This is a genomic window from Streptomyces sp. NPDC008121 (assembly GCF_042957155.1).
Taxonomy (GTDB): Bacteria; Actinomycetota; Actinomycetes; order Streptomycetales; family Streptomycetaceae; genus Streptomyces.
In genome coordinates this window covers 184,862-199,749 of record NZ_JBIBHT010000007.1, presented here as the reverse complement: position 1 = coordinate 199,749, position 14,888 = coordinate 184,862, and the positions used below count along the sequence as shown (strand labels likewise).

12 protein-coding genes are annotated in these 14,888 nt (G+C 71.3%); all 12 read left to right on the top strand.

Features of this window, described 5'->3' with window-relative positions; all coding sequences use genetic code 11:
- The first annotated feature begins 9 nt into the window (after positions 1-9).
- Positions 10-1,500: a glutamate ligase domain-containing protein gene (locus ACFZBD_RS23600; protein ID WP_391142667.1), complete on the top strand. Its 1,491-nt coding sequence runs from the start codon at positions 10-12 to the stop codon at positions 1,498-1,500.
- A 5-nt stretch (positions 1,501-1,505) separates the two neighbouring features.
- Positions 1,506-1,898, top strand: coding sequence for a DUF4233 domain-containing protein (locus ACFZBD_RS23595; protein ID WP_391142665.1), 393 nt, complete (start codon positions 1,506-1,508; stop codon positions 1,896-1,898).
- A gap of 187 nt (positions 1,899-2,085) precedes the next feature.
- Positions 2,086-2,499, top strand: coding sequence for a nucleoside-diphosphate kinase (gene ndk / locus ACFZBD_RS23590; RefSeq protein ID WP_391142663.1), 414 nt, complete (start codon positions 2,086-2,088; stop codon positions 2,497-2,499).
- A 282-nt stretch (positions 2,500-2,781) separates the two neighbouring features.
- On the top strand, positions 2,782-3,801 hold the full coding sequence (locus tag ACFZBD_RS23585) for a rod shape-determining protein (RefSeq protein ID WP_189824232.1): 1,020 nt from the start codon (positions 2,782-2,784) through the stop codon (positions 3,799-3,801).
- Positions 3,802-3,953: 152 nt separating this feature from the next.
- Positions 3,954-5,045, top strand: a complete 1,092-nt coding sequence (gene mreC, locus ACFZBD_RS23580) for a rod shape-determining protein MreC (RefSeq protein WP_391142660.1) — start codon at positions 3,954-3,956, stop codon at positions 5,043-5,045.
- A gap of 3 nt (positions 5,046-5,048) precedes the next feature.
- On the top strand, positions 5,049-5,717 hold the full coding sequence (mreD, locus tag ACFZBD_RS23575; RefSeq protein WP_391142658.1) for a rod shape-determining protein MreD: 669 nt from the start codon (positions 5,049-5,051) through the stop codon (positions 5,715-5,717).
- 19 nt (positions 5,718-5,736) lie between these two features.
- A complete protein-coding gene (gene mrdA, locus ACFZBD_RS23570; protein ID WP_391142656.1) occupies positions 5,737-7,932 on the top strand; it encodes a penicillin-binding protein 2 in 2,196 nt (731 codons plus the stop codon).
- 4 nt (positions 7,933-7,936) lie between these two features.
- Positions 7,937-9,136, top strand: coding sequence for a rod shape-determining protein RodA (gene rodA / locus ACFZBD_RS23565; protein WP_391142654.1), 1,200 nt, complete (start codon positions 7,937-7,939; stop codon positions 9,134-9,136).
- Positions 9,137-9,184: 48 nt separating this feature from the next.
- Positions 9,185-10,720: a CHAD domain-containing protein gene (locus tag ACFZBD_RS23560; protein WP_391142652.1), complete on the top strand. Its 1,536-nt coding sequence runs from the start codon at positions 9,185-9,187 to the stop codon at positions 10,718-10,720.
- A gap of 50 nt (positions 10,721-10,770) precedes the next feature.
- Positions 10,771-12,699 (top strand): TIGR03960 family B12-binding radical SAM protein, encoded by a 1,929-nt coding sequence (locus tag ACFZBD_RS23555; RefSeq protein ID WP_391142649.1) that lies wholly within the window; start codon positions 10,771-10,773, stop codon positions 12,697-12,699.
- A 75-nt stretch (positions 12,700-12,774) separates the two neighbouring features.
- Entirely contained in the window at positions 12,775-13,875 is a 1,101-nt protein-coding gene (locus tag ACFZBD_RS23550; RefSeq protein WP_391142646.1) for a hypothetical protein, read from the top strand.
- A 128-nt stretch (positions 13,876-14,003) separates the two neighbouring features.
- Entirely contained in the window at positions 14,004-14,795 is a 792-nt protein-coding gene (locus ACFZBD_RS23545; RefSeq protein ID WP_391142644.1) for a TIGR03936 family radical SAM-associated protein, read from the top strand.
- The last annotated feature ends 93 nt before the right edge of the window (positions 14,796-14,888 follow it).

Below are 14,888 nucleotides of genomic sequence, written 5' to 3'. Positions count from 1 at the left end.
ACTGGCCCCGTGAGTGAGCCCCGCGACCCGTTCGACGACATCGTCGACGCCGAGACCGACCGTGACCCCGACCTGGCGGTGATCGAGGCCGGCAGCCGCACCCTGCGCGCGCAGGCCGGTCCGCCCCAGGGTGACCCCGTGCCCTCCCGGCCCGCCGATCCGGAGGTGGACAAGGCGCTGCGCGAGGTCGAGACCGAGCTCGCGTCCCGCTGGGGCGAGACCAAGCTCGAGCCGTCGGTCCGCCGGATCGCCGCCCTGATGGACGTGCTCGGCGAGCCGCAGCGCGCGTACCCCTCGATCCACATCACGGGGACGAACGGCAAGACGTCGACCGCCCGCATGATCGAGGGGCTGCTGAGCGCCTTCGAGCTGCGCACCGGCCGGTACACCTCGCCGCACGTGCAGACGATCACCGAGCGGATCAGCCTCGACGGCGCCCCGATCTCGGCCGAGAAGTTCATCGAGACGTACGAGGACATCAAGCCGTACGTGGACCTCGTCGACGCCCGCGAGGAGTTCCGGCTCTCCTTCTTCGAGGTCATGACCGGAATGGCGTACGCGGCCTTCGCCGACGCGCCGGTGGATGTCGCCGTCGTCGAGGTCGGCATGGGCGGCACCTGGGACGCGACCAACGTCATCGACGCCTCGGTCGCCGTCGTCACCCCGATCGACCTCGACCACACCGACCGGCTCGGCGACACGCCCGGCGCGATCGCGGGCGAGAAGTCCGGGATCGTCAAGCAGGGCGCGACGGTCGTCCTGGCCCAGCAGCCGGTGGACGCGGCGCAGGTCATGCTGAAGAAGGCCGTCGAGGTGGACGCCACGGTGGCCCGCGAGGGCATGGAGTTCGGCATCGTCAGCCGCGAGATCGCGGTCGGCGGCCAGCTGCTGACCCTGCGCGGCCTCGGCGGTGAGTACGACGGCATCTTCCTCCCGCTCTACGGCGCCCACCAGGCGCACAACGCCGCCGTCGCCCTCGCGGCGGTGGAGGCGTTCTTCGGCATCGGCGCCGAGCACGCACGGACGCTCGACGTCGACACGGTCCGCCGCGCCTTCGCCTCGGTCTCCACGCCCGGCCGGATGGAGGTCGTCCGCAGCTCCCCGACCGTCATCCTGGACGCCGCCCACAACCCGGCCGGCGCCCGGGCGACGGCGGAGGGCATCAGCGAGGCCTTCGGCTTCTCGCGGCTCATCGGCGTGATCTCCACCAGCTCCGACAAGGACGCCAGGGGCCTGCTGGAGGCCTTCGAGCCGATCCTCGCCGAGGTCGTCGTCACGGCGAACTCCAGTCCGCGCGCCACCGACGTGGACGCGCTCGCCGCGCTCGCCGTCGAGGTCTTCGGCGACGAGCGGGTGGTCGTCGAGCCGCGCGTGGACGACGCCATCGAGGCGGCGATCACCCTCGCGGAGGAAGAGGACGAGTACGCCGGCGCGGGTGTGCTGGTCACCGGATCGATCTTCACCGTCGGGGACGCCCGGCTGCTGCTCGGAAGGCGCTGAATCCCATGCGTACGCTCTGTGCCTCGACGCTGATCGGCGAGTTCTTCGTGATCGGGTTCGCCGGGCTCGTCGCCATGAAGGACGACAGCCTGTCCATGACCGCGGTCTGGACGGTGTGCGGCGTCGCGATGCTGCTGTCGGTGCTGCTCTGCGGGATGATCACCCGCCCGGGCGGGCTCCAGCTGGGCTGGGCGCTGCAGATCGCCCTCATCGCGAGCGGGTTCGTGGTGCCGGTGATGTTCTTCCTCGGCGCGACCTTCGCGGTGCTGTGGTGGGCCTCGATCCGCTACGGCCGCACGATCGACGAGGCGAAGGCGCGCTGGGCCGCCCAGGCGGAGGCGGCGGAGACGGCCGACCCCGCGACGGCGACGCCCACGTCGGAGCCCAACCCGGCCTAGGGCGTGTTTCGAAAGTCCCGTCTGGCCGGGAGCCCGCTCCCGTACGCCCGCCCCGTCCGGCCCCACGCCCGCGCGCGACCCCGTCCGCGTGCGGGCATCCGTACGGCTTGACGCTGCGTAATCGTCGGCCGTGCGGGACCTGTAGCCTCTGAGGTCCGCACACCGCATTTCGTAAGGAGTCTCCACCGTGAGCCAGCGCACGCTCGTCCTGCTCAAGCCCGACGCCGTCCGCCGCGGGCTGGTCGGCGAGATCATCGGCCGGATCGAGCGGAAGGCCGGCTGGACCATCTCCGCCCTCGAGCTGCGCCACCTGGACCAGGACACGCTGGAGCTGCACTACGGCGAGCACAAGGGCAAGCCCTTCTACGAGCCGCTGATGGGCTTCATGCAGTCCGGCCCGGTCGTCGCCCTGGTCGTCGACGGCGAGCGCGTCATCGAGGGCGTGCGCACCCTGGCCGGCCCGACCGACCCGATCGCCGCGGCCCCCGGGTCCATCCGGGGGGACTTCGGGACCATCGTCCGGGAGAACCTGATCCACGCCTCGGACTCCGAGGAATCCGCCATTCGGGAACTGAAGATCTTCTTCCCCGGCCTGGCATGACCCGGAGCTGACCCCGTGTCAGCCATCCACAGCAACGACCTGGGGCGACCGATGGAATTTCGGTCGCCCCCAGGCATATGAACGACGTAACCGGGAACGCATCGCTGCGTCCTACCGTCACCTATACAGAGGTGGGCCACCGCGCGGTATCCGTGCGGGCGGCACTACGATGGAAAACTCCACGCCGCACCACCCGCACCCACCACCTCGCCGACCTGAGAAGCCGTCAACGCTCCAATTGGGAAGGCCCGACGCATCCTCATGGGAAACAAGGGGAACTCAATGTCGTTCATCGGCCGTGACATGGCTGTCGACCTCGGGACCGCCAACACGCTGGTGTACGTCAGGGGTAAAGGCATCGTTCTGAACGAGCCGTCCGTCGTCGCGATCAACACCAACACCGGCGGGATCCTCGCGGTCGGTGCCGAGGCGAAGAAGATGATCGGCCGGACCCCCGGCAACATCGTCGCCGTCCGGCCTCTGAAGGACGGCGTGATCGCCGACTTCGAGATCACCGAGCGCATGCTCCGCTACTTCATCCTCAAGATCCACAAGCGCCGCTACCTCGCCCGCCCCCGGGTCGTCGTCTGCGTTCCCTCCGGCATCACCGGAGTCGAGCGCCGCGCCGTCATCGAGGCGTCGACGCAGGCCGGCGCCCGACAGGTGCACATCATCGAGGAGCCCATGGCCGCCGCCATCGGCTCCGGACTCCCCGTGCACGAGGCGACCGGCAACATGGTCGTGGACATCGGCGGCGGCACCACCGAGGTCGCCGTGATCTCGCTGGGAGGAATCGTCACGGCACAGTCCATCCGGGTCGCCGGCGACGAGCTGGACAACGCGATCATCCAGCACATCAAGAAGGAGTACTCGCTCCTCCTCGGTGAGCGCACCGCCGAACAGATCAAGATCACCATCGGCTCGGCGTACGACCTCGACAAGGACGAGCACACCGAGATCCGCGGCCGCGACCTCGTCTCCGGTCTGCCCAAGACCGTGGTCATCTCCGCCGCGGAGGTCCGCAAGGCCATCGAGGAGCCGGTCAACGCCATCGTCGACGCCGTGAAGACCACGCTCGACAAGTGTCCGCCCGAGCTCTCCGGTGACGTGATGGACCGTGGCATCGTTCTCACGGGTGGCGGCGCACTTCTGCGCGGCCTCGACGAGAGGCTGCGCCGCGAGACCGGAATGCCGATCCACATCGCCGAGGACCCGCTGGACTCGGTGGCGCTCGGCTCGGGCAAGTGCGTGGAGGAGTTCGAGGCGCTCCAGCAGGTGCTGGACGCCCAGCCCCGCCGCTGACGGTTCCGGGACCGTCCGCGCCGGCCCCCGGGCACCTCGGTCCGGGGGGCCGCCGGCACGGATGGTAAGAACACCCGTACAGCGGATCGTCGGTACACCGGCACAGACCGCACGGAACAACCGAACCAAGAGGAAAGGCACGGCCGCCGCACGTGAGGGACACACGAGAGAGCCGGCTGCTCCTGGTGCTGCTGATCGCCATCGCGTTCGCACTGATCACGGTGGACATCCGCGGAGGCCAGGAGTCACCGGTCGACGGCGCCCGGCAGGCCGCCGCCGCGGTCTTCGGCCCGGTGGAGAACGGCGTCGCGGCGGCCGTCGACCCGATCGGCAACGCCATAGGAGCCGTGCGCGATTCCGGCGAGCGCCACACCCGGATCGCCGCGCTGGAGCGCGAGAACGCCGCCCTCAAGACCAAGCTCGGCAGCGACGACCGCAATCGCAGCCGCGTCCGCGAGCTCGACACCATGCTGAAGACGGCGGGCGCCGGGCAGTACGGCATCAAGGCCGCCGAGGTCGTCGCCATAGGAGCGGCCCAGGGCTTCTCCTGGACCGTCACCATCGACGCCGGTGCCAACGACGGCATCACCCGCGACATGACCGTCCTCAACGGCGCGGGCCTCGTCGGCCGGGTGACCACGGTCGGCCCCTCGACGGCGACCGTGCTCCTCGCCAGCGACCCCGACTTCACCGTCGGCACCCGCATGGAGAAGACCGACGAACTCGGCTTCGCGACCGGCCAGGGCGACCGCCCGCTCCTCGTCCAGCTCCTCAACGGCAAGGCCAAGGTCAAGCCCGGGGACCGGATGGTCACCTTCGGCTCCCACGCCGACCGGCCCTTCGTGCCCGGCGTGCCCGTCGGCGAGGTCGTCCGCGTCGACCCGCCGGGCGGCGGCCTCACCCGTAACGTCTACGTCCGTCCGTACGTCGGCTTCACCAAGCTCGACATCGTCGGCGTCGTCGTCCAGGCCCCGCGCACCGACCCGCGCGACATGGTCCTGCCGCCCAAGCCCAAGCCGGCGCCGACCGTCACGGTCACCATCACGCCGACTCCGCCGCCCGGCCAGCAGCCCGGCCAGCAGGCGGGTCAGCCGCAGGGGCAGGTCGAGGGACAGGTGCAGGACGGCCAACCACAGGGCCAACCACAGGGCCAGGCACAGGACGGGCAGCAGCCCGCCGCGCCGGACGGCCGGCCGCCGGGGCAGGCGCCGGCCGACGGACAGAACCAAGAGCAGGGGGACTGAGGAATGAAGTTCAACCGCATCCTGCTCTCCACGGCCCTCGTCGTGGTCGCCCTCGTCATCCAGGTCTCCGTCCTCGCCCGGCTCCAGCTCCCCGGCGCCGTCCCCGACCTCGTCCTGCTGACCGTCCTCGGCCTCGCTCTGGTGTACGGCCCCGTCGGCGGCTGCCTCATCGGCTTCGGGGCCGGCCTCCTCGCCGACCTCGCCCCGCCCGCGGACCACGCCGTCGGCCGCTACGCCCTCGTCCTCTGCGTCATCGGCTACCTCGCCGGCCTCGCCCGCCCCGACAACGGCCGGCTCAAGTCCGCCAGCGGGCCCATGGCCGTGGTCGTCGTCGCCGCGGTCGGCACCACCCTGCTGTACGCGGGGGTCGGTGCCCTCGTCGGGGACACCGCCGCCCGCCACGTCGGCCTCGGCTTCCTGCTCTTCACCGCGGCCGTCTACGACCTCCTCCTCGCGCCCTTCACCGTGCCGATGATCATGGCGCTGGCCCGGAAGGTGGACAACGACCCGCTCGCCGACGCCGGTGGCGGCGCCGCCACCGACGTCGCCTCCGGCTGGCTCTCCTCCGGCACCGGCCTGCGGATCGGCAACCAGCGCGGAGGCCTGCTCGTCAAGGCGGCCCGGGGCAGAGCCGCGCGAGCGGGCCGCATCAAGGGCGTCAAGCGACTGTGACCGAGGGGGCACCGGCAGTATGAGCAACATCCCGGAGACCGGGCGGACACCCAGGGTCCAGATCCGTCTCGTCATCATCCAGGTCCTCGTCTTCTCCCTCCTCCTCACCCTCGGCGGACGCCTCTGGTACCTCCAGATCCGCAACGGCAAGGAGTACACCGACGAGGCGAAGAGCAACCACGTCCAGCGGGTCGTCCAGCCCGCCGTGCGCGGCTCGATCCTCGACGCCCGCGGCGTCCCCCTCGCGGACAACGAGACCCGGCTGGTCGTCTCCGCGTCCCGCACCGCGCTGATGAAGATGAAGGACGACGGCAAGGGCGTCCTCACCCGGCTCGCCGGCGTCCTGGGCATGAAGCCCAAGGACGTCATGGACAAGGTCCGGCTCTGCGACTCCCAGACGCCGCAGCCCTGCTGGAACGGCTCGCCCTACCAGCCCATCCCGGTCACGCTCGAGGCCACCACCCAGCAGGCCCTGACGATCCGGGAGAGCGCCGAGGACTTCCCCGGCATCACCGCCGAACCCACCGCCGTCCGGCGCTACCCCGCGCCCGGCAAGGCCCGCTCCTCGCAGGTCCTCGGCTACCTCTCGCCGGTCACCGACGAGGAGATCGAGAAGGCCAAGGACACCGACTCGCCGCACCTGCGCTCCGACCAGGTCGGCCGCTCGGGCCTGGAGCGCACCTACGACAAGCAGCTGCGCGGCAAGGCCGCCGTCACGTCGTACGAGGTCGACAAGCTCGGCCGGGTGATGGGCCAGAGCGAGTCCGACCCCGGCGTGGCCGGCTCCAACGTCGTCACCAGCATCGACGCCCGGGTCCAGGCCGTCGCCGAGTTCGAACTCCACGCGGCCATGGAGACCGTCCGCAAGGAGACCGACAAGATCACCGGCCGTCCCTACGAGGCCGACGCGGGCGCCGTCGTCGTCCTGGAGTCCCGGACCGGCCGGGTCGTCGCCATGGCCTCCCAGCCCGACTACGACCCCAACGCCTGGATCGGCGGCATCTCCGGCAAGGAGTACGCCCGCCTCACCGACAAGAACTCGAACTACCCCTTGCTGAACCGGGCCATCCAGGGCCAGGCGCCCGCCGGCTCGGTCTTCAAGGTCGTGTCGGCGAGCGCGGCCGTCCGCGGCGGCCACCCCTTCAACGACCTCTACAACTGCAGCAGCTCCTACAGCATGGGCAACCGCAGCTTCGCGAACTTCGAGTCGCAGGGGCACGGCCCCATCACCCTCGGGGACGCCCTCAAGTTCTCCTGCAACACCGTCTTCTACCGTCTGGGCCACCAGGAGTGGCAGCGCGACGGCGGGCTCAAGCCCAAGAAGGACGCCCACGACTGGTTCTACCGCACCGCCCACGACTTCGGTTTCGGCTCCGAGACCGGCGTCGACCTGCCCAACGAGGTCAGCGGCCGCATCCCCGACCGGCAGTGGAAGAAGAGCTTCTGGGAAGCCAACAAGGACGCCTGGTGCAAGCAGGGCAAGAAGGGCGGCTCGTACGTCGAGCAGATCGCCTACGAGAGCTGCCTCGAAGGCAACCAGCTGAAGGCCTTCGACAGCATCAACTTCGCCATCGGACAGGGTGACGTCCTCATCACCCCCATCCAGCTGGCCACCGCCTACGCCGCCATCAGCAACGGCGGCACCCTCTACAACCCCACCATCGGCAAGGCCGTGATCAGCCCGGACGGCAAGAAGGTCACCGAGATCAAGCCCAAGCCCCACGGCAGGCTGCCGGTCGACGCCCAGACCATCAAGGACCTCGACAAGGGCCTGCGCTCCGTCGTCGAGCCCGGCGGCACCGCCGCCTGGCGGTTCGGCGGCTGGCCACAGGACAAGATCCCGATGCACGCCAAGACGGGCACCGCCCAGGTCTACGGCAAGCAGACCACCTCCTGGTTCGCGACCTACACCCGCGACTACACGATCGTCATGACGATCTCCCAGGGTGGTACGGGCTCCGGCGCCTCCGGCCCCGCCGTGCGCAACATCTACGACGCGATCTACGGCCTCGACGACGAGGGCAACCAGGACCTCGGGCGGGCCCTGCTGCCCCAGCCGCAGAAGACGCTGCCGAGGATCCTCGCCGACGGGACCATCGAGACGCCCACGATCAAGCCGTACGACCCCGCGGCACAGCTGGTCGACCCGAACAAGAAGAGGGAAGGCGGGCAGGAGCCACTCGCGGGCCCGCCCCCCGCCGTCTGGAGGGACTGACCCGATGACCGCACCCCACGGCTTCTCCGTCTCCCGGTACGCCCCCGAACGCGGCCCGATCGCGAAGCTGACCGCCCGGGACTCGGTGCTGCGCCGGCTCGACTGGCCGATCCTGCTCTCCAGCATCGCCCTGTCCCTGCTCGGCGCCCTGCTCGTCTGGTCCGCCACCCGGGGCCGTACGGAGCTGAACCAGGGCGACCCGTACTACTTCCTCTTCCGCCACGTCCTCAACACCGGCATCGGGCTCACCCTGATGATCGGCACCGTCTGGCTCGGCCACCGCACCCTGCGCGGCGCGGTACCGGTCCTCTACGGCATCTCCGTCCTGCTGATCCTCGCCGTCCTCACCCCGCTCGGCGCCACCATCAACGGCGCGCACGCCTGGATCGTCCTCGGCGGCGGCTTCTCCCTCCAGCCCAGCGAGTTCGTCAAGATCACGATCATCCTGATCATGGCGGTGCTGCTGGCCTCCAAGGTCGACGCGGGCGACCAGATCCACCCCGACCACCTCACCGTCGCCAAGGCGCTCGTCCTGGCCGCCCTCCCGATGGGCATCGTCATGCTGATGCCCGACCTCGGCTCGGTGATGGTCATGGTGGTGATCGTGCTGGGAGTGCTCCTCGCCTCCGGCGCCTCCAACCGCTGGGTCCTCGGCCTCATCGCCGCCGGGGTCACCGGCGCCCTCCTCGTCGCCGCGCTCGGTGTGCTCGACGAGTACCAGCTCAACCGCTTCGCCGCCTTCGCCAACCCCGAGCTCGACCCGGCGGGCGTCGGCTACAACACCAACCAGGCCCGGATCGCGATCGGCTCCGGCGGGCTGTACGGCGCCGGGCTCTTCAACGGCCACCAGACCACCGGCCAGTTCGTGCCCGAACAGCAGACCGACTTCATCTTCACCGTCGCCGGCGAGGAGCTGGGCTTCCTCGGCGGCGCGCTGATCCTCGGCCTGCTCGGCGTCATCCTCTGGCGGGCCTGCCGCATCGCCCGCGAGACCACCGAGCTGTACGGCACGATCGTCGCCGCCGGCATCATCGCCTGGTTCGCGTTCCAGTCCTTCGAGAACATCGGCATGACGCTCGGCATCATGCCGGTGGCGGGACTGCCGCTGCCGTTCGTCTCCTACGGCGGCTCGTCGATGTTCGCCGTGTGGGTCGCGATCGGGCTGCTCCAGTCGATCCGGGTCCAGCGGCCGATGACCGCCTGAGACCCAAGCCGCTCTGCGCGAAAGCCCGTTGGCGACTAGATTCGATACATGGCCGAGACGAAGCGCGAGATCGAGCGGAAGTACGAAGCCACCGACGAGACGAGGCTGCCGGACCTCACCCGGGCCCCGGGGGTCTCGGCCGTCCAGGACAGAGGCGTCGACGAACTCGACGCCGTCTACTACGACACCGCCGACCTCCGCCTGGCCGCCGGCTCCCTGACCCTGCGCCGCCGCACCGGCGGCGGGGACGCCGGCTGGCACCTCAAGCTGCCCGTCGCCCCCGGGGTGCGCGACGAGATCAGGGCCCCGCTGGACGACACCCTCCCGGAGTCGCTGGCCGGGCTGCTGCGCTCCCGGACCCTGGGCGGCGAGGTCGCCCCCGTGGTCCGGCTCCTTTCCTCCCGGGCCGTCCGCCATCTGCTGGACGACGCGGGGACCCTGCTGGCCGAGGTGTCGGTGGACACCGTCCTCGCCGAGCGTCTCGGCGAGGACGGGGGAGCGACCGCCTCCTGGAAGGAGATCGAGGTCGAGCTGGCGGACGGCGCCGACCCCGGCCTCCTCGACGCGGTCGAGAAGCGGCTCAGGAAGGCGGGCGTACGGCCCTCCACCGCCCCGTCGAAGCTGGCCAGGGCGCTGGCGGAGACGACCCCGGCACCGCCCGCGGCCGACCCGGCGACCCGGCCGCCGGCCCTCGGCGAGGACACCGCGGGCGGCCGCGTCCTCGCGTACGTACGGGAACAGGTCGAGGCGATCGTCCGCTACGACCCCGCCGTCCGGCGCGAGCTGCCCGACGCCGTCCACAAGATGCGCGTCGCCACCCGCAGGCTCCGCAGCGCCTTCAAGACGTACGGCAAGGTCCTCGACCGGACCGTCACCGACCCCATCGGCGAGGAGCTCAAGTGGCTGGCCGGGGAGCTCGGCGTGGCCCGCGACCAGGAGGTTCTCGCCGCCCACCTGGCCGACCGGGTCGACGCGGTCCCCGACACCCTGCTCCTCGGGCCCGTCCGCGCCCGGCTCCGCGTCTGGGACGCCGCCGTCGGCGCCGACGCGCGCCGCACGGCCCTCGCCGCCCTCGACTCCGACCGCCACCTGGCGCTCCTGCGGACCCTGCACGCGCTGGTCGCCGACCCGCCGCTGCGCAAGGCCGCCCACCGGGACGCCCCGAAGGTCCTCACCAAGGCGGTCGGCAAGGACTACGACCGGCTCGCCGGGCGGGTCGACCGCGCCCTGTCCCTTCCCCCCGGGCACGAGCGCGACCTCGCCCTGCACGGGGCCCGCAAGGCCGCCAAGCGCACCCGCTACGCCGCCGAGGCCGCCACCCCGGCCCTCGGCAAGCCCGTCAAGCGCTTCGCCCGGCGGATCAAGTCCGTCCAGTCGCTCCTCGGCGACCACCAGGACAGCGTCGTCGCCCGCGAGACCCTGCGCACCCTGGCGATCCAGGCCCACGCGGCGGGGGAGCCGGCCTTCGTCTGGGGGCTGCTGTACGGCCGGGAGGAGGCGCTCGGCGCGGCCCTGGAGGACCGGTTCCCCGAGGTCTGGAAGCGGACCTCGGCGACGAAAACGAGGGCGGCGGTCGGCTTCTGAGGAGCGGGTACGCTTGAGAGTCGCCCCCTGCCAGCTCACGAAGGTTCGAGATGTCTGCTGCCGAGTCTGTCTTCCCGCAGCTCGAAGCTCTGCTCCCGCACGTGCAGAAGCCGATCCAGTACGTCGGTGGAGAGCTGAACTCCACGGTCAAGCCGTGGGAGTCCGCCGACGTGCGCTGGGCGCTCATGTACCCGGACGCGTACGAGGTCGGCCTGCCCAACCAGGGCGTCATGATCCTGTACGAGGTGCTGAACGAGCGGGAGGGCGTCCTCGCCGAGCGCACCTACAGCGTCTGGCCGGACCTCGAAGAGCTGATGCGGGAGCACGGCGTCCCGCAGTTCACCGTGGACAGCCACCGGCCCGTGGGCGCGTTCGACGTCTTCGGCCTGAGCTTCTCCACCGAGCTGGGCTACACCAACATGCTCACCGCCCTCGACCTCGCGGGCATCCCGCTGGAGTCGAAGGACCGGACCGTCGACCACCCGATCGTGCTCGCGGGCGGCCACGCGGCCTTCAACCCCGAGCCGATCGCGGACTTCATCGACGCGGCGATCATCGGCGACGGCGAGCAGGCCGTCCTCGACATGACCGAGATCATCCGCGGCTGGAAGGCCGAGGGCCGCCCCGGCGGCCGCGAGGAGGTCCTCCTCCGGCTCGCCAGGACGGGCTCGGTCTACATCCCCGGCTTCTACGACGTCGAGTACCTCCCCGACGGCCGTATCGCCCGGGTCGTCCCCAACCGCTCCGGTGTGCCGTGGCGGGTGTCCAAGCACACCGTCATGGACCTCGACGAGTGGCCGTACCCCAAGCAGCCGCTGGTCCCGCTCGCCGAGACCGTCCACGAGCGGATGTCCGTCGAGATCTTCCGCGGCTGCACCCGCGGCTGCCGTTTCTGCCAGGCCGGCATGATCACGCGCCCCGTGCGGGAGCGAAGCATCACCGGCATCGGCGAGATGGTCGAGAAGGGTCTGAAGGCGACCGGCTTCGAGGAGGTCGGCCTGCTCTCGCTGTCCTCGGCGGACCACACCGAGATCGGCGACATCGCGAAGGGCCTGGCCGACCGGTACGAGGAGGACAAGATCGGTCTGTCCCTCCCCTCGACCCGGGTCGACGCGTTCAACGTCGACCTCGCCAACGAGCTGACCCGCAACGGCCGCCGGTCCGGCCTCACGTTCGCCCCCGAGGGCGGCTCCGAGCGCATGCGCAAGGTCATCAACAAGATGGTCTCGGAGGAGGACCTGATCCGGACCGTCTCCACCGCGTACGGCAACGGCTGGCGTCAGGTGAAGCTGTACTTCATGTGCGGCCTGCCGACCGAGACGGACGAGGACGTCCTGCAGATCGGTGACATGGCGGTCAAGGTGATCGCCGAGGGCCGCAAGGTGTCGGGCCAGAACGACATCCGCTGCACGGTGTCGATCGGCGGCTTCGTGCCCAAGCCGCACACCCCCTTCCAGTGGGCGCCGCAGCTCTCCGCCGAGGAGACCGACGCCCGCCTGGAGAAGCTCCGCGACAAGATCCGCGGCGACAAGAAGTACGGCCGCTCGATCGGCTTCCGCTACCACGACGGCAAGCCCGGCATCGTCGAGGGCCTGCTCTCGCGCGGCGACCGCCGGATCGGCGCGGTCATCCGCGCGGTCTACGACGACGGCGGCCGCTTCGACGGCTGGCGCGAGCACTTCTCGTACGACCGCTGGATGGCCTGCGCCGAGAAGACGCTGCCCGAGCAGGGCGTCGACGTCGACTGGTACACCACCCGCGAGCGCACCTACGAAGAGGTCCTGCCCTGGGACCACCTGGACTCCGGTCTCGACAAGGACTGGCTCTGGGAGGACTGGCAGGACGCGCTGGACGAGACCGAGGTCGAGGACTGCCGCTGGACGCCGTGCTTCGACTGCGGCGTGTGCCCGGCCATGCAGACCGAGATCCAGGTCGGCCCGACCGGCAAGAAGCTGCTGCCGCTGACGGTCGTCCAGTAGCCCGTTCCGGTCACACTCCGACGACGGCCCGGTGCGAGGGGAAACCCTCCGCCGGGCCGTCGCGTCATTCCCAGCATGAGCATGGAGAAGCCGCAGCCGCGTCCCGCCCCCGAGGGCTGTGTGACGGCGTTCGTCAGGATTCCGGTACGCCTCGTGGTCCTGCTGGTCGTCGTGCCGGTACGGATGGTCTGGGACCTCCTGGCCGCCGGCGGGCGGTTCCTCGAACGGGCGGTGTGGCGGCCGCTGGCCCGCGGGCTCGGATGGCTCGGCGGACGGCTGGCCGTCCCCCTCCTCTGGCTGGGCCGCCAGGTGCTGGCCCCGTTCCTCCGCGGCCTGGGCATCGCTGCCCTCTGGCTGGCCAAGGCCGTGTGCGTATGGCCGTGGGTGGGCCTGTGGCGGTACGTCCTGGTGCCGGCCGTCCGCTACGGCCTCGTCCTTCCCGCGCGCTGGGCCTACCGCTGGATCCTCGCGCCCGTCGGCCGGGGGCTCGCCTTCCTCGCCGCCGGGCTGTGGAGGTACGGCGTCCTGCCGCTGGCCCGCTACGGCTTCGCGATCCCGGCCGGATGGCTGTACGCCACCGTCCTCACCCCGCTCGGACACGGCATCGCCTGGCTCCTCACCGGAATCGGACGGGGCCTGGGCGTCCTGGCCAAGGCCGTGTTCGTGTGGCCGTGGGTGGGCCTGTGGCGGTACGTGCTGGTGCCGGCCGTCCGCTACGGCTTCGTCCTCCCGCTCGGTCTGCTGTGGCGGTACGTCCTCGTCCCGGTCGGGCGGGAGGTCGTCGGCGCCCTCCGGGTCGGCTGGCGGATCGCCGGGTTCGTCTCCCGCGCCGTCGGCCGAGCCCTGGCCCGGGCCGCCTGGCACCTGCTGGGCCGTCCCGCCGTCCTGATCTACCGGACCGTGTGCGCGCCGGTCGGCCGCCTGCTGCGGGACGGCGTCTGGGCCCCGGCCCGCAAGGCCGCCTCCGAAGCGCGGCGCGCCGCCCGCGCGGCGTTCGGATCGGCGCGCGCGAGCGTGCGACAGGCCCGGCGGGACGCCTGGTACGCACTGGTCGGCGGAGCCCGGACGACCGAGCCTGGGGAACCGGCGGTGGCCCAGGCGCGTACTCTGGGTAGTACAGCAACCGCCTCCGGCGCGGCGCCCGCACCCGAGATCTCCCCGCGACAGCGGGGGTGAGCCGGTCGGGACCCCCAGAGGCAGGCCACCCGCATTTCGTGGGCGGTGCGCCACCCGCGCCCGCCCCGCACCGAGGAGAAGAACCACTGGGCAAGCGACAGCCCGAAGGCCCGCCGCCCGCACCGGCGGTGCAGCGCATCCGACTGCGCTACACCAAGCGCGGCCGCCTCCGGTTCACCAGCCACCGTGACTTCCAGCGCGCGTTCGAGCGGGCGCTGCGCCGCGCCGAGGTGCCCATGGCGTACTCGGCCGGCTTCACCCCGCACCCCAAGGTGTCGTACGCCAACGCCGCCCCCACGGGTACGGGCTCCGAGGCCGAGTACCTGGAGATCGCCCTCACCGAGGCGCGGGATCCGGAGACGCTGCGGGCCCTGCTCGACGAGTCGCTCCCGGCCGGCCTCGACATCACCGACGCCGTCGAGGCCCGGACCTCCGGACTCGCCGACCGGCTCACCGCCTCCGTGTGGGAGCTGCGGCTCGACGGCGTCACCGTCGAGGAGGTGACGAAGGCCGTCGAGGCCTTCCTCGCCGCCGAAACCGTGGAAGTCCGACGCAAGACCAAGAACGGCATCCGCACCTTCGACGCCCGTTCCGCCGTCGCCGACCTCGTCGCGGATCATCCACAGGCACGTTCCCTGGCTGATAGGCCGCTGGACAATGCCTGTGCGATACTGCGGCTGGTTGTTCGGCACGTGACACCTGCCGTGCGACCCGACGACGTCCTGTCCGGTCTCCGAGCTGTGGCCGACCTGGCGCCGCCGGTCCCCGCTGCGGTGACCAGGCTGGCGCAGGGGCTCTTCGACGAGGAGTCCGGCACGGTGACCGACCCGCTCGCGCCCGACCGCGAGGCAGTCACGGCCGCTCCACCCAAGGCCGCCGCGACCGCCTCAGCGACGGCGCCGGGTGCCGGTACCGCGTAGGGAGCGGTCGTTGTAGCGCAGCCCTGGCACTCGGGAGCCACCTGGGTCGGGCAGCGCACAGACCAGGAGACTTTCGCCAGGCCGTACGCACCA

What these genes read in the sequence shown, in the direction of transcription:
- ACFZBD_RS23595 (WP_391142665.1), top strand. Translation starts at nt 1,506, where the DNA reads ATGCGTACGCTCTGTGCCTCGACGCTGATCGGCGAGTTCTTCGTGATC.
- ACFZBD_RS23585 (WP_189824232.1), top strand. Translation starts at nt 2,782, where the DNA reads ATGTCGTTCATCGGCCGTGACATGGCTGTCGACCTCGGGACCGCCAAC.
- mreD (WP_391142658.1), top strand. Translation starts at nt 5,049, where the DNA reads ATGAAGTTCAACCGCATCCTGCTCTCCACGGCCCTCGTCGTGGTCGCC.
- mrdA (WP_391142656.1), top strand. Translation starts at nt 5,737, where the DNA reads ATGAGCAACATCCCGGAGACCGGGCGGACACCCAGGGTCCAGATCCGT.
- rodA (WP_391142654.1), top strand. Translation starts at nt 7,937, where the DNA reads ATGACCGCACCCCACGGCTTCTCCGTCTCCCGGTACGCCCCCGAACGC.
- ACFZBD_RS23560 (WP_391142652.1), top strand. Translation starts at nt 9,185, where the DNA reads ATGGCCGAGACGAAGCGCGAGATCGAGCGGAAGTACGAAGCCACCGAC.
- ACFZBD_RS23555 (WP_391142649.1), top strand. Translation starts at nt 10,771, where the DNA reads ATGTCTGCTGCCGAGTCTGTCTTCCCGCAGCTCGAAGCTCTGCTCCCG.
- ACFZBD_RS23550 (WP_391142646.1), top strand. Translation starts at nt 12,775, where the DNA reads ATGAGCATGGAGAAGCCGCAGCCGCGTCCCGCCCCCGAGGGCTGTGTG.